17 protein-coding genes are annotated in these 17,986 nt (G+C 58.8%); 6 read left to right on the plus strand and 11 right to left on the minus strand.

All coding sequences use genetic code 11. The features are described from left to right. The first annotated feature begins 81 nt into the window (after positions 1-81). A complete protein-coding gene (locus ACSQ83_RS06235; RefSeq protein WP_436227539.1) occupies positions 82-1,326 on the plus strand; it encodes a YbfB/YjiJ family MFS transporter in 1,245 nt (414 codons plus the stop codon). A gap of 141 nt (positions 1,327-1,467) precedes the next feature. Here ACSQ83_RS06235 and ACSQ83_RS06240 read toward each other — a convergent pair whose 3' ends face one another. From ACSQ83_RS06240 to ACSQ83_RS06250, 3 genes are all read right to left on the minus strand, one after another. Then, on the minus strand, positions 1,468-1,815 hold the full coding sequence (locus ACSQ83_RS06240) for a DUF4148 domain-containing protein (protein WP_436227540.1): 348 nt from the start codon (positions 1,813-1,815) through the stop codon (positions 1,468-1,470). A 286-nt stretch (positions 1,816-2,101) separates the two neighbouring features. Continuing rightward, the gene (locus ACSQ83_RS06245; RefSeq protein ID WP_436227541.1) at positions 2,102-2,881 is read right to left on the minus strand and encodes a carbon-nitrogen hydrolase family protein; all 780 of its coding nucleotides are present in this window, start codon (positions 2,879-2,881) and stop codon (positions 2,102-2,104) included. Between the two features lie 29 nt (positions 2,882-2,910). Then, the gene (locus ACSQ83_RS06250) at positions 2,911-3,810 is read right to left on the minus strand and encodes a LysR substrate-binding domain-containing protein (protein ID WP_436227542.1); all 900 of its coding nucleotides are present in this window, start codon (positions 3,808-3,810) and stop codon (positions 2,911-2,913) included. A gap of 123 nt (positions 3,811-3,933) precedes the next feature. On the opposite strand from ACSQ83_RS06250, the gene ACSQ83_RS06255 reads away from it, so the two are divergent. Both ACSQ83_RS06255 and ACSQ83_RS06260 read left to right on the plus strand, forming a co-directional pair. Further along, the gene (locus ACSQ83_RS06255; protein WP_414952885.1) at positions 3,934-5,100 is read left to right on the plus strand and encodes a mandelate racemase/muconate lactonizing enzyme family protein; all 1,167 of its coding nucleotides are present in this window, start codon (positions 3,934-3,936) and stop codon (positions 5,098-5,100) included. A 121-nt stretch (positions 5,101-5,221) separates the two neighbouring features. Then, positions 5,222-6,853 carry an NAD-dependent malic enzyme gene (locus tag ACSQ83_RS06260; RefSeq protein ID WP_436227543.1) on the plus strand — a complete coding sequence of 544 codons (1,632 nt, stop codon included), beginning with the start codon at positions 5,222-5,224 and terminating at the stop codon, positions 6,851-6,853. A gap of 81 nt (positions 6,854-6,934) precedes the next feature. On the opposite strand, the gene ACSQ83_RS06265 is transcribed toward ACSQ83_RS06260, so the two are convergent. Further along, the gene (locus tag ACSQ83_RS06265; protein ID WP_436227544.1) at positions 6,935-7,459 is read right to left on the minus strand and encodes a hypothetical protein; all 525 of its coding nucleotides are present in this window, start codon (positions 7,457-7,459) and stop codon (positions 6,935-6,937) included. Between the two features lie 278 nt (positions 7,460-7,737). On the opposite strand from ACSQ83_RS06265, the gene pyrE reads away from it, so the two are divergent. Both pyrE and ACSQ83_RS06275 read left to right on the plus strand, forming a co-directional pair. Next, a complete protein-coding gene (gene pyrE / locus ACSQ83_RS06270) occupies positions 7,738-8,253 on the plus strand; it encodes an orotate phosphoribosyltransferase (RefSeq protein WP_414952888.1) in 516 nt (171 codons plus the stop codon). Positions 8,254-8,359: 106 nt separating this feature from the next. Beyond that, positions 8,360-8,755 (plus strand): VOC family protein, encoded by a 396-nt coding sequence (locus ACSQ83_RS06275; RefSeq protein ID WP_436227545.1) that lies wholly within the window; start codon positions 8,360-8,362, stop codon positions 8,753-8,755. Between the two features lie 22 nt (positions 8,756-8,777). Here ACSQ83_RS06275 and ACSQ83_RS06280 read toward each other — a convergent pair whose 3' ends face one another. Both ACSQ83_RS06280 and ACSQ83_RS06285 read right to left on the minus strand, forming a co-directional pair. Continuing rightward, positions 8,778-10,145 carry an endo-1,3-alpha-glucanase family glycosylhydrolase gene (locus ACSQ83_RS06280; protein ID WP_436227546.1) on the minus strand — a complete coding sequence of 456 codons (1,368 nt, stop codon included), beginning with the start codon at positions 10,143-10,145 and terminating at the stop codon, positions 8,778-8,780. A 1,062-nt stretch (positions 10,146-11,207) separates the two neighbouring features. Further along, positions 11,208-11,639, minus strand: coding sequence for a hypothetical protein (locus ACSQ83_RS06285; protein ID WP_414952891.1), 432 nt, complete (start codon positions 11,637-11,639; stop codon positions 11,208-11,210). A gap of 407 nt (positions 11,640-12,046) precedes the next feature. On the opposite strand from ACSQ83_RS06285, the gene ACSQ83_RS06290 reads away from it, so the two are divergent. Continuing rightward, positions 12,047-13,579, plus strand: a complete 1,533-nt coding sequence (locus ACSQ83_RS06290; protein WP_414952892.1) for a sensor domain-containing diguanylate cyclase — start codon at positions 12,047-12,049, stop codon at positions 13,577-13,579. A gap of 107 nt (positions 13,580-13,686) precedes the next feature. Here the strand turns inward: ACSQ83_RS06290 and ACSQ83_RS06295 are convergent, their stop codons facing one another. The 5 genes from ACSQ83_RS06295 to ACSQ83_RS06315 form a co-directional block, all read right to left on the minus strand. After that, the gene (locus ACSQ83_RS06295) at positions 13,687-14,157 is read right to left on the minus strand and encodes a hypothetical protein (protein WP_414952893.1); all 471 of its coding nucleotides are present in this window, start codon (positions 14,155-14,157) and stop codon (positions 13,687-13,689) included. A 168-nt stretch (positions 14,158-14,325) separates the two neighbouring features. Further along, positions 14,326-15,618 carry an NAD(P)/FAD-dependent oxidoreductase gene (locus ACSQ83_RS06300; RefSeq protein WP_436227547.1) on the minus strand — a complete coding sequence of 431 codons (1,293 nt, stop codon included), beginning with the start codon at positions 15,616-15,618 and terminating at the stop codon, positions 14,326-14,328. 9 nt (positions 15,619-15,627) lie between these two features. Beyond that, on the minus strand, positions 15,628-16,374 hold the full coding sequence (locus tag ACSQ83_RS06305; protein WP_414966682.1) for an amino acid ABC transporter ATP-binding protein: 747 nt from the start codon (positions 16,372-16,374) through the stop codon (positions 15,628-15,630). Beyond that, the gene (locus ACSQ83_RS06310; RefSeq protein ID WP_414966681.1) at positions 16,371-17,027 is read right to left on the minus strand and encodes an amino acid ABC transporter permease; all 657 of its coding nucleotides are present in this window, start codon (positions 17,025-17,027) and stop codon (positions 16,371-16,373) included. Before ACSQ83_RS06310 ends, ACSQ83_RS06305 begins: the two co-directional genes overlap by 4 nt. A gap of 30 nt (positions 17,028-17,057) precedes the next feature. After that, positions 17,058-17,825, minus strand: coding sequence for an ABC transporter substrate-binding protein (locus ACSQ83_RS06315; protein ID WP_436227548.1), 768 nt, complete (start codon positions 17,823-17,825; stop codon positions 17,058-17,060). Positions 17,826-17,986: the final 161 nt, after the last annotated feature.

Raw genomic sequence — 17,986 nt, forward strand, 5'->3', positions numbered from 1 at the left:
TGCTGCCAGATATCGTGGCTGCATCGAATAACGCTAACGTCCGACTCTCTTAGCCCGTCAGCCCACAGGCCGACTTAGCCGATGATCGACGACACACGCAGTACCGCGGCACACTTAGCACCCGTTCACGCATCACGCTCTCGCCAGCACACGCTCGTTCTCGCCGCGGGTTTGTCGTTCGGCAGCGCAATCGCGCTGGGCCTCACGCGCTTCTCCTACGCACTCCTGCTGCCCGCCATGAAGGCCGATCTCGGCTGGAGCATCGCGCAAGCCGGCGCGATGAACACCGCTAACGCGCTAGGTTATCTGCTAGGCGCGCTTGCATTTCCGTTTGTATCGCGTCGATGGTCAATGGGCGTTTGCTTTATCGCCGGATGCGTCCTGACGGCGGCGTTGATGACCCTTGGCGGACTGGTTTCCGATACCCATGCGTTGCTCGCTCAACGGGTCGTCACCGGTATCAGCAGTGCGTTGATCTTCGCCGGCGGCGGGGTGTTGGCAGCGCGTCTTGCAACGGCTCATCCACGCGATGCAGGCCTCGTGCTCGGACTTTATTACGGTGGTGCGGGCAGCGGGATAGTCGTCGCGGCATTGCTGGTGCCCGTGACCACGTTCAACGGTCCGCATGGCTGGCAATGGGCGTGGTTCGCTTTGGCCGCGGCCTGCGCGCTGGCGTCCATAGCGGCCATTGCCGCCGCGCGCAAGATCGAACAAAGCGAACCTGCGCTGGATATTTCCCCCGCACATGTGGCATCAGCACAGCGTCCGGGTGCTTTGCCCTGGCGACGTGTCGGTTTCATACTGGCCGGTTACGCGATGTTCGGTGTAGGTTATATCGGCTACATGACTTTTCTGATCGCGCTGCTTCGAGCGGCCAACATGAGCGCGGCGGTCGTGACCGGGTTCTATGTGCTGCTCGGTCTGGCCACTATTGTCTCAGCGAGGCTCTGGTCAGGCCTGCTCAATCGCATGAGCGGCGGCCAGGCATTGGCGGTCTTTAACGCGATCCTCGCGTCCGCGACCTTGACGCCAGCGGTGTTCACTCAACCAGCAGTGGCATTCGTATCGGGTGCGTTATTTGGGGCGACGTTTTTATCGGCCGTGGCGTCAACTACCGCGTTCGTCCGGCACAATCTTCCGGCTACGCAATGGACGCGCGGAATCGGCGCATTTACGATCGTGTTTGCTGTGGGGCAAATCGTCGGGCCGATGTTCATCGGCTGGATTTCGGATGGTGCGGGCTTAGCTCGCGGGCTCATCTATTCATCGATCATGCTTGCCGCCAGCGCTGTTCTCGCGATATTGCAGAAACCAGTGCGTGGTTAAACCTGGCTGTTGCTGAGCATGACTTAGTTGTTTGCCACATAAAAAAATCGCTCAGCGCCTTTAAGCAATGAGCGATATTTTTGTTCGTGCGCTTAGCGGACTACTTAGCGACTTCTTAGTACTTAGCGGCACGATCAAATGCTAGTGACCAAAGTAGATCGAGTGCTGGGCGTCGCCGGAAGCGGGTTCAACAGGAACGTGCAAACCTGAAGCTGACGTACCGCTAGTCGATGGGCCATAGGCTTGCGCCGCAGTCCCGTTCGACGCATCAACGCGTTGCTGTGCTTCCTGGAGCGCTTGAGGATAGTAGTTGTCGTTTGTCGCCGGGCTGTAGCCTGCCTTCTCCAGCTGGGTCAGTTGGGCGCGGACCTCCGCACGCGTCATTGGTGCGTTGCTGTCCTGCGCAAACGCAATGGCAGGAGCGGCTAACGCAGACGCAACAAGCAGCGCCGGCAGCAATAACGCAGATAACTCGCCTGACTTAGTCATGATGTCACCTCCAGAGTTTGTTTTCGATTTCGGAAGCCGTAGAGACCCAATGTGAATGTCTGCATGCGCTTCTGATGAAAACAAGTCTAGGCCGCCTATTGTCGATATTGAACGATAGTTTCGGCGAAAAATATTTTCCGATACCGCAACAATGGGTCCGGTTCCCCAGGGTGGTGCATATGAGTTGATCGCTTTCGGCAATAAAATCGAGTAGCTCAATGGTTACCGAACAACTCAGCAATAAATGCTCGCCATCGTGCGTCTGTCGGATGTGGACCCGTCCGAATCAGGGCATCTCTTTCACGTAACACGGGTACTGCGCTTTCTGCGTGCGAGCTTCATCAAGGTCGATTGTGACAATGCGCATCGGCGTTGCTTCACTGGTTTCCTCAAGCGGAACACCCTGAGGCGACACCACGAATCCGACGCCGCCAAACTGTTGGCCAAGCGCCCCTGGACCATGCCGGTTCGAACTGATGAACCATGCACCCGACACGATAGCCGCCATCGTGCCCGCCGTTTTCCATCGCGACAACGACGTTCCAGACGCGCGCGGCGTGACGATCAGATCCGCTCTGTCACGGCCATACGCACGCGCGCGGTCGTTGAAGAACAACTCGGTGCAGAGCAGAACACCCACTTTGACCTGTCCGACCTGCACGCAGTCGAATCCTCCCGCGCCACGGTCGTACCACGCCTCCTCGAAGAAACCCGGTTCCTGCGGGAAGTACTTCTTGTGATGGATCATGCGATACGTATTCGATTCCAGCACGAACGCCTCGTTGGCGAGACGCCCGTCGAAAGCAACCGGACGCGATGAAATCACCGCTGCCGCACCCAGCTTGCTCAATGCATCGAGGGCTTGTTCGTGCAGTTCGATGCTACGTTGCGCGGCTTGCGCATCGAAGTTTTCATGCTCCGCGAGCCACCGGCCGAACGGCATTTCATTCGTGACGAGGATGTCGGGACGGCCCGTTTCCACGGCGCGACGAATGGTGTCCCATGCCGGTCCGGCCGGTTGCAATCCTTCGGGCCACTGTACATACGCAATGCGGGCAGTTGTCATGGCAGAGCAGTCGATACGCCTAAGCAGGGTTACTGGGACGCGCGGAAATGCTCGACCAGGAAATCGATGAATGCACGCATGCGCGCGGGTTGATTGCGGCGGCTTGGATAATAGACAAACAAGTCCGCCGGCGGGAGCAGGAACTCGGGCAGCACGACTTTCAGCCGGCCGCTTTCCAGGTATTTTGCGAGATCCCATTCTGAGCGGATCGAGATGCCGTGTCCATCGAGCGCCCATCCGAGCACGATGTCGCCGTCATTGCTCGAAAGCCCGCCATTTACTTTGACCGACACCGTCTCGCCGTCGCGCGTGAAGCGCCAGACGCCGTAGGCGTCGTCATTCTGACGGTGAAGGATAGTCCGGTGACGCGTGAGATCCGCAAGCGCGGCCGGGTTGCCGTACCGTTGCAAATACGCCGGAGATGCGCACAGGAAGCGCCGGTTCGACATGATGCGGCGCGCGTTGAGCCGCGTATCGGGTAGCGCGCCGAAGCGGATCGCGAGATCGAAACCCTGCTCGACAATATCAACGGGGCGATCCGTGACATCCAGCTGGACCTCGACTTGCGGATAACGCTGCACGAACGCGGAGACGAGCGGCGCAATGGTCGTGCGGCCGAAACCGAGCGAGGCATTCACGCGCAATATGCCGCGCGGCGCCTCGCGGCTGCGCGAGACCGCATCTTCCATTTCACTGACGGCCGCAAGAATACGCGTAGCGTGCCGCAGATATGTGTCGCCTTCATCGGTCAGGCTCGCGCTGCGCGTGGTGCGATTGACCAGCCTTACGCCCAGCCGCTGCTCCATTAGTGCGAGCCGCCGCGTAGCGGCAGGCGGCGTCAGATCGAGCGCACGTGCGGCAGCCGACAAGCTGCCGAGGCGCGCCAACTGGACAAAAAACTCGAGATCGGAGGTGACGTCGTTCTTCACTTAAACTGAATAATCATATGTGTAGCGTTGAAGTGTAATACGACTGCACGCGCGTAAGCTTCGTTATGCGCTCAGGCGTTCCCAATCGCACCCGGCCTTGCGCGGCATTCAGGAGACAGTCACATGAAAATCGTGGAAATCCGCGAGCAGACCATTCCGATCAGTTCATCCATTCGGAATGCGTATATCGACTTCAGCAAGATGACGCTGAGTCTCGTCGCTGTCATCACCGACGTCATTCGCGACGGCAAGCCCGTCGTAGGCTACGGTTTCAATTCGAACGGACGCTATGGCCAAGGCAAGCTGATGCGCGAACGGTTTATTCCGCGCGTGCTTGAGGCCGAGCCGGATTCGCTGCTCGACACGTCGGGTAACAATCTCGATCCGCACAAGATCTGGGCTGCGATGTTCACGAACGAAAAACCCGGCGGACATGGCGAGCGTTCGGTGGCCATCGGCACGATCGACATGGCGGTATGGGATGCGGTGGCGAAGATTGAAGGCAAGCCGCTGTTCCAGTTGCTCGCGGACCGCTATGGCAACGGCTCGCCGAATCGCGAGATCTTTGTTTATGCTGCCGGCGGTTATTACTATCCCGGGCAGGATTACAGCAAGCTGAAAGACGAGATGCGCAGCTACATTGACCGCGGTTATACGGTGGTCAAGAAGAAGATTGGCGGCGGTTCGCTTGACGAAGACTTGCGCCGGATCGACGCCGTGTTATCCGTGCTGCAAGAGGGTCAAAAGCTTGCCGTCGATGCAAACGGCCGCTTCGACCTGGACACTGCAATCCAGTACGCAAAAGCCCTCTCGCAATACGATTTGTTCTGGTACGAAGAGGCGGGCGATCCGCTGGACTTCGAGTTGCAAGCCACGCTAAGAAATTACTACGACAAGCCAATGGCGACCGGCGAAAATTTGTTCTCGATGCAGGATGCGCGTAACCTGATCCGCTATGGCGGCATGCGCGCCGACCGCGATTATCTGCAATTCGATTGCGCGCTGAGCTATGGGCTGGTTGAATATCTGCGTACGCTGGACATGTTGCATCAGCACGGCTGGTCGCGTTCACGCTGCATTCCGCACGGCGGCCACCAGATGTCATTGAACATTGCAGCGGGTCTCGGCCTGGGCGGCAACGAATCGTACCCGGATCTGTTCCAGCCATTCGGCGGCTTCCCGGACGGCGTGAAAGTGCACAACGGTTATGTGACCTTGCCGGAACTTCCCGGCATCGGCTTTGAAGGCAAGAGCGATTTGTATGTCCACATGCAGGCGTTGTCGTCGTAAGGCTTGCGTCTTTTCGTCGTCGCGTGGCTTGGCTAATTGCCAGCGTTTGGAGGGGCGGCACGCGACGTATTCATACGCTATCCGGCGCCGTCCATATGCGCCGGCTTAAAGGAATATTGCAATGCAAAAACCTTGCGAGCTTACCGGCCGCGATATCCTTCGCGATCCCCGTCTGAACAAAGGCTCTGCCTTTACCGAAGCCGAGCGCCGCCAATACCATCTTGAAGGGCTGCTTCCGCCGGGCAGCAGTTCGCTGGAATTGCAGGTTGCGCGTACTCATACGGAGCTAGCCGCTCTCGACAACGACCTGCAAAAATATCTCCTGCTGTCCGATCTCCAGGCTCGTAACGAAACCTTGTTCTACGCCACGATCATGTCCGACCCGGCGACATTCATGCCGCTCGTGTACACACCGACGGTCGGAGAGGCGTGCCAGAAATTCAACCATATCTTCCGTGCGACGCGGGGCATGTATGTGCCCATTTCGGCGCAGGGAAGGGTGAAGGAGCTGCTGCAAAACTGGGCTGAGACGGACGTCCGGTTTATCGTGGTGACGGATGGCGAACGCATCCTCGGACTGGGCGACCTGGGTGTCGGCGGGATGGGCATTCCTATTGGCAAGCTTTCGCTCTACACGGCTTGCGCAGGCGTGCCGCCGCAATACTGCTTGCCGGTGACGCTGGACGTGGGCACCAATAACCGCGACTTGCTTGACGACCCCCTGTATCTGGGCTTGCGTCAGGAACGGGTACGCGGCGACGAATACCACGCATTCGTGAACGAGTTTGTTGAAGCCGCGCTGGAGCTGCATCCGAAATGCTGCATCCAGTGGGAAGACTTTGCGAACTTCAACGCCGTGCCGCTTCTCGCGCGATACAAGGACAAGATCTGCACCTATAACGACGACATCCAGGGCACGGCCGCGGTCGCGCTGGCGGGCATTTTTGCCGCGCTTCACATCTCGAAGCAGAAGCTTGTCGACCAGCGGTTCCTGTTCCTGGGCGGCGGCTCGGCCGGGACCGGCATCGCCGAACTGATTAGCCAGGCGATGGTGCTGGAGGGTCTGACAATCGACGAAGCGCGGGCGCGCAGCGCGCTATTCGATGTGAACGGACTGATGGTGAAGTCGCGCCAGGACATGGCCGATTTCCAGAAGCCTTTCGCGGTGGATCATGCACCCGTGGACACCTTTGCCGATGCAGTGAAGGCGCTGAAGCCGACCGGCATCATTGGTGTCAGCACCGTGCCCAAGCTGTTCAACCAGCACGTAATCGAGGCCATGGCGGAGATCAACGAGCGTCCGATCATCTTCCCGTATTCCAACCCGACCTCACGCTCCGAGTGCACGGCTGAGGAAGCGTACCGATGGTCCTCCGGCCGCGCTATTTTCGCGAGCGGCAGTCCATTCCCGCCAGTGGAAATAGAAGGGCGCACGTTCGTGCCCGGTCAAGGCAACAACGTCTATATTTTCCCCGCGCTCGGCATGGCCGTGTTCGCGACGCAGGCGACTCGGGTCACGGACGAAATGTTCATCGTCGCCGCGAAAGCAGTGGCCGAGCAGGTCTCTGAAACCAGTCTTGCAACCGGCCTGATCTATCCGCCGCAAAGCAAGATTTTCGAGGCTTCGCTCCATGTCGCAGTGCGCGTGGCGGAGTGCATTTTCGATAACAACCTGGCACGCGTTCCAAGGCCGGACGACATCACCGCGATGATCCGCGAATGTGCTTACAAGCCGGCGTACGCGCCGCTCTGAGTCTAGCTGGCGTTCGATTTACCGCCTTGGGCCGGAGACTTTGGCCCAAGCGTTTCCGCCTGCTTTTATGAGGCCGATGCGTTAAGCGAGCGCAGCGCGGATCCGGTCGATCGCCGTGATATCTGGCGCACCATCGCCAAGCCGTCCACGAGGGCACCACGGGTACGGAAGGGCGTCCGCCCACCGCAGGATCGGCTCGACCGTGTCCTGCGGCAGCGTGGTCATCTCTTCTATCGTGATTCGAAATTGCCGGACCTGTCCCGAATTTTCCGCCGCCAGCCAGTCGTATCGGCCGAAACCGGCACGCGCCAGACCGGTGCGTTTCTCCGACATACACACAAGCCAGTTGCAACTGAACGCGGGGCCAGCGGCGGGCGGATCGCCGATGCAAAACGTGTACACGTTCTCGTGACGCTCGGCAAACTCGCTCACCAACACCTTCGAAATAGCTTTCGCCCCGGTGACGGTGGCCGGGAACGAGATTTCCGACGTATTCACTTGCATCGTGAGTTCGGCATCGGCGGTAAACGCGTCCGCGATCAAAAACGGGCGATTGCCATCCTTCGCCCGAATATAGGTTTCGATGGATTTTTGCAGGGTGATCATGGGCGTGTTCAGTGACTGTGCAGACTGGATGGGAAAGGGTGCGGGCCCTGAGTCTATCGCCGCCCGACGCGGGCAGGGCCGTATCCCTTCTCGCTTTGCAGCCATGTTGGATGCGTTTGATCTAGCGCTTCGACGGCTGGATAATTCAGGCGGGGCCTTGCCATCAGGTCATTCTGGATCATCGGGCTTGGCATTATTGCTTCCGCGAAAGCAAGTTTTCGCGTAGATTTGCGACCGCGAAACAATTGTTACCCGGTAAAAGTAAGAGGAAACCATTCATGACCATTGCCCGGCGAATCCGCGAAGTATCCAAATTGAGCGGCGATTTTCTATTGCGTTCAGGCAAGCGCAGCAACACCTACTTCGATAAATACCGCTTCGAGTCCGATCCCGTCCTCCTGAAGGCGATTGCGGAAGCGATGGTGCCCCTGATCCCGCCCGGCACGGAAATATTGGGTGGTCTCGAGATGGGCGGCATTCCAATCGTGACCATGCTGAGCCAGGTGACGGGCTTGCCGGCCGCTTATATCCGCAAGGAAGCGAAAGAGTACGGTACGTGCAAATATGCGGAAGGCGCGGATCTGGCCGGCCGCAAGCTCGTGCTGGTCGAGGACATTGTGTCGAGCGGCGGTGCAATTTCCGACGCCGTGGCGAAACTGCGTGCCGACGGCGTGCCGGTCTCGCTGACGTTATGCGTGATCGACCGTGAAAGCGGCGGCAAGGAAATGCTTGAGGGAATCGGGATTGAATTGAGGTCTCTGTATACCTTCTCGCAGATAGAAGCGGGGCAGTAAGTGGGCTAATAAGCGGGGATTTTGCTTAGCCGTCCCTCGCTTTCCAGCTCTGCTTCTAGTGCTATTAAGCACTCCACCCTGAGCCTCTGTTCCTGAGCGGCCGAGCATGCAGCTTCTCGATCATGTTTCCATCGGTGTTCCCGATCTCGACATTGCGCGGCGTTTTTACGACGCGATCATGAACACGCTCGGCGCAGCGAAGGTGTACGACCTTCCTCACGCGCTGGGATACGGCGAACGATGCACCCCGCAAGATTTTGCGTCGACCTGTCTCGCGGTGTACCTGGATCAGGGTGCGATAGGCGAGAACAAGCGCCACTGGTGTTTCAAGGCCATGTCCCGTGCGCAGGTCGATGCGTTCCACGCGGCCGGTCTTGAGGCCGGAGGCCGCTGCGACGGCCCTCCCGGACTACGATCCGACTATCACTCAGGTTATTACGCCGCGTTCCTGCGTGATCCGGCGGGCAATCGCGTTGAAGCGGTATGCCATATCGCCGGCTAACGACTGATTTGCCCATGCTCGGCTAGGCATCTGCACTCCCCGAAAAATAGTTGTAGGCGCCGGAGAAGTCATCGGCAGAGATGGCTTGGTCGCCGGTTTTATCGATGAGCGTTTTGCCGTGCCGCTGCAGCACAAAACGGGGCGTGCCGGCCCGCGCATCCACGCTGACGTGCGTGACGCCCGCGGGCACATCGAAGCGCTTAGCGGCGTCCTGAACCGACCCCAGCGAGACGACAAGCACGGCCGGCGCTGTCAGGAACACCGACACATGGATCTGCGACGACAGCGGTTCGCTGGTGCGCGGTGGTGTCCTGGCATCGTGTGCGTCCGACGACCCTGGATGATCCTGCCCGAGCAGATTCAACCGATAAAAATAAAACAGCCGATCCTGCATGATGGTTGGCTTGCTGCCCGACTTGAACCATTCGATGTAGTACTTGCTCGCATCGAGATAACCGGTATGCGAGAGCAGATCACCGAAGCGGTCGTCGTAGACGTGAGCGCGGCCAGTGCCACCGATGGGCGCGACATACGTGGATTCGGCCCAGTCATTCCAGGTCACGATCTGCACCCACGTCGCACCCGACGTGATCGCCGCTTCCCATTCAGTCGCCATGCCGGAGAAGCCGCTGGTTTCGAACGCGCGATAATTGGTGCCCGCCGACAGCCCGCGATAGGTCGGCGTGACTGGCGCCATGAAAACCTTGCTCCGGCTCTTGAGTTCCGCACTTAGTGCTTTAGTGGACTCCGCGATCAGGTTGGGCGAACCTGCCGCGCCGAAGTAGAAATAACCATCAGCACTACCAAGCTGTTCTGCGATCTGGGCGGCGTCACGTGCGGATATCTGCCGCTCGCCCGAGGACGGGAAAAAGTGCGGAACGAAGAAAGCGCCTAGCCGGCCTGCTTCGCGCATAAGCGCGGCGCCACTCGTGAAATCCTTGCCTCCCGCGGCATAGGCTGATAGCACTGGCTTGTTATCGACGAGCAATTGCGCCTTCAGGCCGCGCGTAGTGGCGACAATATCCTCGATTTCGTCCTGCGCCCGGCCGTCGGCGGAGACGAACAGTTTGAAGTCGAAGTCCAGGTGCGCGGCAGCGTCGTAGAGGTGCAGCACGCGTTGTTTGTAATGCGGCTCGCTTCGATTCCAGCCACCGCAATTGAGCGCGAAGCCGTCGATCCCGCGCGCGTGCGCGTCGCGGCACTCTGCCTCATAGGAGGCGACAGTTGCGTGCGTGCCGCCGCGCGGCCACGCGACCATGTAGTGGGCGAAAACACGTTTGCGACGGCTGTCCGCTCCGGGCGGCGGTACGGTTGCGTCAACGTTGGGGGGACAGTGCAGGACAACGACAAGCAGGCAAGCATAAAGCGACGGCGGCCCGTGATCGGACATGATGGCATGGAGGGCAGGCTCAAAGAGTATCTGCTCCGATAGTATCGCGATCATAAGGACTGCATGGGGAAGTCGTGCATGTGGACGACAAGCCCGAAACCAACCTCGAGATTATGAACGCGAACGCGCAGTATGCCGATTCAAACGAGGTGCGTCAGCGCTTGCAATCCAGACATGCGGCGAGTGTTTAGCCGGCGTCTGGAGAACGGTAAACACTTGAGAAGGATACGTTGTTGCTACTGAGTTTGATCGGCGCCAGTCGAAGCTTGCTGATGCCTATGCCCATGACCTCTTCCGGTTGCGGCAGGAGCGCTGGCTTGAACCGGCGCTGCGGGCGGGTGGTTGATGTACTGGAAGTTCTGTGCGATCGCCGAGTTGGACGTGTCCGGAGTGGACTGTGCGTAGGCGGAAGAAATTGATAACAGACAGGCGATACCCGAAGCAAACAAGATACGGTTCATTAGAGACCCGGTTGTCATGATCAGCCCACGATGTTCCGGGCACGATTCGGTCGAATGGAAATAGCATGCTTCCCGCAGGCAGCGGCCGCTGATCTGGCCTCTTGAACGTGGTCAAAGCAATGTGATCAAGCGGCATGATCAAAGCGTGAAGAAAAAACGGCCCACCCAAAAGGGCGGGCCAAGCTGCAGTCACTTGCATCACTCACAACCGCGTCCTGGGAGAAGACGCATGTTGAGTGTATGTCGTGCTTTGCTCTCTTGCGTTGCAAGGCTGCTTACATGCGTTACGCCGCATGACAAGCAATGCTTGGACTAGGAGGAACACGCCTTGCGAATGGATATTCGCGTCAATTGGATAGCTCCCCCGAACTGGACGGATTACAAAATGCCGACATAGAACGTGGTTCGACTCAAGTACTGCCCAGGCCAACTCTGTATTCCCATCTTCGTCCTGATCCCATGCCCGATCCTCGTAAACCCCAACCGTTTTATTGCAAAAAATCTCGAAAAGTTGTTATCCATTTCGAATTTGCGCCGTTAACAGGGGAGTAGGTGAACAACCATCGACCGGCGGAATTTCTTGGGGTCGTGATCAACATCATCAACCGCGGAAGTCAGGTTGATCTGGTTGAAATCGTCTGCCGATGTCGGCGTCTGTATTACCTGTGCACGAAGCCACCCTTTGTGAAGCCACTACATTTTTACCTGCCTCACACTTTTGGAAAAGACCATGAAGAAAATCGCCATCGCTCTCGCTGTCGCAGCAACCACGTTCTGCGCTATCGCCCCGGCCTACGCTGCGCCGTATCATCATCACCGTGAGTGCCACAAAGTGCGGGTGCATCATCATTGGGAAAATCGCTGCCATTGATACGAGGAGCTGACCGGTTGATCGATGTGCCGGCCCGACATCGATAACCGGCAATTCCGCGGCATCCGCAGCGAGATCTTCAAGATCTCCAGCATCGCGATTGAGCAGTTCTTGAAAAAGCCGTTCCGCATTTCGCCGGGACGGCTTTTTCGTATCCGGCATTTCGCTGTTGAAGAGAGAATTGACGCTCTCTTAGTGCAATAACTGACTTGACGGGCAAGCGCATACAAGAGAAGGAAACAAGAGAAGCGAGCAATTAAAGAAAGATCGTCGCGGCGCGGCCTGGAACGCATAGAATATTTGCACGATGAATAGGCGGCGGAGCGCACACTAAGGGCCAGGAACAAGTAAGGCAGGAAAAGGCGAGACGCGCAGGCAGGGCAATGACGGATTGCGCGAAGAATCGAAGAATCAAGGCATCGAAGAATCAAGGCATCGAGTAATTGCTGCTTTAAGGAAAGCGTTTCCTGCAAGCGGCGAGGGTCGATCGGCGGAGTGCGAACCAGCGCGGGCCGACTCGGATCCGTTTCCGCGCCAGACAATAGCGCCTTAGCGTTGGAAGCCTTCGAATGTTAAAAAGACCGACTATTTTCTTTCGGCTAAGAGCGGCTTTAGCGCGCCATCCGAATGCAATAGGTTTAGGCAGCATTGCTTTCTCGGTGATCGTGCTCGGGTTCGCCCTGGCGATTCTGGTGCAGGGGCATCAGGACGCGACCGCTCGCGCGATCGAGAATGCGGACAACCTCGCGCGCGTGATTGAACACGACATCGCGTACACCACCGAGCTCACGGACCTCTCCGTCCAGGCGGCCGTGGATGGTGCTCAAGACGCAGATGTCATGCGGCTACCGGATCGCCTGCGCCGCGAACTTCTCTTCGATCGCTCCGCGACGGCTAGCCAATACATAGGCTCGTTGTTGTGCCTCGATTCGAAAGGCAAGATCATTGTGGATTCCACCAATGCGATTCCACGCAGCGTCGATCTGGCCGACCGAACGTGGTTCGTCGTTCATCGCGACAATCCGAAGCTGGGCCTGTTCGTCAGCCGCCCGCTGCAGTCGCGCCTGAATCCCGGCGAGGTCGACCTCATGTTCAGCCGGCGCGTGAACCATCCTGATGGCTCGTTTGCCGGCGTGGTAGTGGCGGCGTTCCGCCTTGACTACTTCGAGAACTTGCTATCGGGCGTCCAGCTCGGCCCGGGAGGGAACATCACGCTCTTGCAGGACGACGGTCATGTGATCCTACGTTATCCGAACGATGGAAATCCGGTCGATGAGAACTTCACCGGACGAAAGAATTTCGAGCGCTTCCAGAAGACGCATGAGACGTCGTTCATCGGCAAGTCTGGAAAAGACGGCGAGGAGCGGCTCTATAACTTTCGCAGGTTCGACAAGCTGAAGATGATCGTGATCATTGCGCCCGCGACCCGTTACGTCTTCGCGGACTGGACGAACCGGGCGTGGTTCATCGGCATTGTCACGGCATTGCTGATTGTCGCCCTGTTATTTTCCGCGCAACTTCTTTCCGTGGAGTTCCGGCACAGGCTGATCGTGGAGCAGCAATTGCGCGATATGACGCGTATCGATGGACTGACGGGCCTGAGTAACCGGCGCAGCCTCGACGATCGTCTCATGCTCGAATGGCATCGTTCAAAACGCTCGGGAAAACCATTGGCGCTTTTGTTCGTCGATATCGACCGGTTTAAAAGCTACAACGACACATACGGCCATCAGGCCGGTGACGACGCATTGACTGCCGTGGCACAGGCAATCGCGCGCAATAGCCAGCGGCCGGGCGACATTGCCGCGCGCTTCGGCGGCGAGGAGTTTGTCGTCGTGCTGCCGGAGACGGACAGCGTCTCCGCGGCCGTGGTGGCCGCCGCCATTCACGCGGCTGTCCGCGGTCTGGAGATCGAACATAACGGCAGCGAACACGGGGTCATCACGGTAAGCATCGGCGTAGCTTGCACCGATACCGAAGAGGTAGCCGACGCGCTCGCGCTGATCAAGGTGGCGGACCAGGCTGTGTATCGGGCAAAAGCCGCAGGCAGGAATCAAACGAGCGTGGCCGAGCCATTCGACGGAGCGGCTGTTACGATCTAAGCGGAGCTGCTTGACGCCTGGCGACCGCCGATGCGCCCTGGCGTCTTCGTTGAGAGCACTTCTAGTCGAAGACGCCAGGGCGGCAACATCCTTTCAACCGCGCGCTTTCATGCGGCGCCGGTCGCCGGACCTTTCTCGCGAATCAGCGTGACATGCTGCCGGGCCGCCTCGTTGCCATGGGCTAACGCGCGTACGGCAAGGGAAAACGCTAGCTGGGTATCGTGGGCGACTGCGCTTCGGTCATCGTCGAAAAGTTTGGCTGCGTGGCGCAAATGCTGCGCCGCTTGACCATGAAGTTCCGCCGCCGTTGCGTGATGCTGCGCTGCGGTCGTGCTCTCGGCTGTACCCGTTGGCGCCGGCAATACCGTCGACGCACCCGCGTTGTGTTTGACGACGCTGTTGGCTTCGTCTATGGCGTGAAGCGCGTAGCCGTGCGCCATGACCGCCTGATGGGCGGCATGGTCGTAATCCTTGCCGGCTCCGAAATGATGTGACGCCTCGCGATGAAATCGTGCGGCCTGCTCATGATGCGACGCTGCGGCTTCGAGATGTCCCTTTTTACTTTGTTTTGTATTCATGGTTGCTCCTCCTGTACTGCTTGTCCGACTTCGACGTTTGACCTATTGCGTGAGCCGTGCAACTGCCCTTCAACCGGCCGGAACCTATTCAATGAATTTACGCTTGTTCGGTTCGCGGAGGTCTTTTTTTTCGCCAGGCGGCGTACGTCAGCCGTTATCAGAAAGTTGTCAGGAAAGTGCATCCAGCAAGCCGTACCACGCCACGCCCGCACTGATATAAACGCGCTGCAGCGCATGAAAGGGAATGGGCTTGATCGATGTGGGCGGGAGGGGCAAACCCTGTGCCGCACCGCTCATGAACGCGGCCAGATGTTTGCCCAAGGTTGTCGCCATTGCAATGCCGCGTCCGTTGTAGCCCAGCGCGATGGTCAAGCCCTCGGCCGGCGTGTGCACATGCGGCAGGAAATCGCGTGTAATGGCAATGCGTCCCGCCCATCGATACTCGTATTCGATACCCTCGATTTGCGGATACATCAACCGCGCCGCGCGTTCAAGATGCGCCCAATCAGCAGCAGTACGCGGCTCGCGGAAGGGGCCTCGACCGCCCATCAGCAAGCGGCCTGCAGCGTCCTTGCGGAAGTACAGCAAGAGCCGCCGCGAGTCCGACGCAACCTCGCGTCCAGGCAGAACGGTCGCTGCAATATCGTCGGGTAAAGGCTGGGTTGCAACAATGAAACTGTTCGCCGCAATCACTGATTGGGCGAGGCCGGGCCAAAGCGCATCGGTATAACCGTTGGTCGCGAGCAGCACCTGTTTTGCATCGATGACAACACCGCTTGCACATCGCACACGCCAGCCGTCGGAACTTCGTTCGAGTGCAACAGCGCGCGTGGCCCCGTGAATAGCGACACCTGCCGCCTTCGCCGCACGTGCCAATCCTCGCGCGTAACTCAAGGGCTGCACGCTGCCGGCGCGTTTGTCGATCCAGCCGCCTATGAAGGTTTCAGTGCCGAGCCGCTTCGCAACTTGCGCGCGGTCGAGTAGTTCGACCGGCGCACCGCGCGCTTCCCACTGCCGCGCGCGGGCGTGCAGCGTGCCAAGCAGCTTGTCGGAATGCGTAGGTTGAATCCAGCCGTGGCGCGTGGCATCGCATTGGATCTGGTGGCGTTCGATCAGGTCGAAAACCGTATCAGCGGCCTTGCCCGCGATCTGCGCGAGGGCTTCGCCATCGCGTGAACCATATCGGCGGACGAGTTCATCTGGATCGTATTTGAGCCCGGGGATCACCTGACCGCCGTTGCGGCCGGAGGCGCCCCAGCCCGGTTCGCTGGCATCGATCACGCAGGTTTTCAAACCCTGCGCGGCGAGATGCAAGGCGCTCGACAGACCGGTATAACCCGCCCCGACAATCAGCACATCGGTCTTGATGGAGGTATCGAGCGGCGGGGTATCGACGGCCGGTTCCGCAGTCGCGGCCCAGAGAGAGGGCGGCAACGGTCGTGCAACTTCAACAAGGCTCATGGTGGATATTCAGGTCGAAGGCGCATCGGAGGAGGTGAGCACCCGGCGCAGGAAATCGCGCGTGCGAGGATGTTGAGGACGTTCGAGCAGATCGGCTGCGGCGCCTTCCTCGCAGATCGTGCCGTCGTAGAGAAAGCACACCCTGTCGGCCACTTCGCGTGCAAAACTCATTTCGTGCGTGACGACAATCATCGTCATGCCGTCGTAGGCAAGTTGGCGCATCACGCTCAGGACTTCGCCGACCAACTCGGGATCGAGAGCAGAGGTCGGCTCGTCAAACAGAATGGCCTTGGGCTCCATGGCGAGCGCGCGGGCGATCGCCACGCGTTGCTGCTGTCCACCCGACAGCTCCGACGGATAGGCATCCATACGATGCCCCAGCCCGACCTTGTCGAGCAGATGACACGCCTTGTGGCGGGCTTGCACCCGGTCTTCTTTTTTCACGAACACCGGGCCTTCGCAGACATTTTCCAGCGCGGTACGGTGAGGCCACAGGTTGAAGCGCTGGAACACCATGCCTACTTGCATGCGCAATTCGTGAATGTGTTTCGAGCGGGCATCGACTGCATGGCCGTCCACGGTGATCGTGCCGGCGTCATGCGTTTCCAGGCCGTTGATGCAACGCAGGAGCGTCGATTTACCCGACCCCGACGGGCCGATCAGACAGACCACCTGACCCGCTTCAACGTTGAGGCTGACGCCCTTCAGCACTTCCTGATCGTGGAAACGCTTATGGATTGATTCGACCTTGATCATCGTTTCCCCTTGAGGCCGAGGCGGCGTTCGAGGCGGCGCAAGCCATAGACGAGCGGCAAGCTGAGCCCGAGGTACAGCAACGCGACGAGCGTGAATACCGTCATGTTCTGGAACGTCGACGATGCGATCAATTGTCCGGCACGCGTCATCTCAGCGACCGTGATGGTGGAGGCGAGCGACGAGTCTTTCAGCATCATCACGAGCGTGTTGCCGTAGGACGGCAGTGAAATCTTGAACGCCTGCGGCAACACTACGCGCCGCATGATCAGCGCGCCGCGCATGCCGATGGATTGCGCGGCCTCTATCTGCCCGTGATCGATCGCCTGGATGCCCGCACGAAAATTTTCGGCCTGATAGACGGAATAAGCGATCCCAAGCCCGATAAACCCCGCCTGGAACGCTGACAAACGCACGCCGAGATCGGGCAGCACGAAGTAGATATAGAAGAGCTGGACGATGATCGGCAGGCCGCGGATCACGTTGATGAACGTCGACGCCGCGTGCGAGGCGAACTTGTTCGACGACACGCGCATCAGCGCCAGCAGGAGCCCGAGCAGCGTGCTCAGGATGAACGAGCAGAAGGTGATCTCGATCGTGACGACCGCGCCTTTCAGCAGGATCGGCAGGAACTCGATGGCGTTCTGGAAGAACATGGCTCTATCCTCTATGTGCTGAGGATGTCTTTATTCCACCTGCCATTTCTTGATGATCTGCATCAGGGTGCCGTCCGCCTTGATCTTCTTGATGCCCGCGTTCAACTGGTCAAGCGTGGCCGTGTCGCCTTTGCGGACAACGAAGCACACCTGTCCCACCACTTCCGGCTGATACTCCTTGACCAGCCGCAATTGCGGATTCGGGTTGTGCTGAAGCTGGTAGGCAATGATCGGATGGTCGCCGAAGCCGGCCTTGATGCGCCCGAGCGCGACGTCGCGCATGATGTCGGCGACCGAATCGTAGGTACGCACTTCCTTGAAAATGCCCTTCTTGTTCAGCGCGTCGACGAACGCCGTGCCCACTTGAGCGCCGACCACTTCGCCTTTGAGCGAATCCATTGTCGGGTATTTGCCGGTGTCGTCGGCGCGCACGATGAGGCCTTCGCCATACGAATAAACGGTGTCAGAGAAGTCGACGACCTGCTGGCGCGCAGGCGTCTTCAGCATCGCGGCCGAAATGATGTCGATCTTCTTGGTCGTCAGCGACGGAATTAGTGAGGAGAACGTGGTTTGTTCAATGCTGACGTCAAAGCCTGACGCCTTCCCGGTCGCGGTGATCGCATCGACCAGCAAGCCCTGGATCGAGTTGGACTTGACGTCGAGGAAGGTGAACGGCACGCCCGTGGCAGTGGCTCCGACCGCATAACTAGGGGTGGCGGCCATCGACCGCGCCGGCGCGCCCGCGAGCAGCAATCCCGTTACGAAGACACAGGCGAAGCGTTTGACGAACTGGTACATGAGGCTCTCCACTCATTAGGAAGGAACAATTGGACAGACCAATCGAAAAATCGTTTATTGACGTTTTGAGTATCTTATTCGAGACAATAAAATCGTCAATCGAAATATGCGTATCGATATTCGATATGATAGTGTTGCATAATGATCTCGAAGCGTGAGCC

Source organism: Caballeronia sp. LjRoot29 (assembly GCF_964252755.1).
Taxonomy (GTDB): Bacteria; Pseudomonadota; Gammaproteobacteria; order Burkholderiales; family Burkholderiaceae; genus Caballeronia.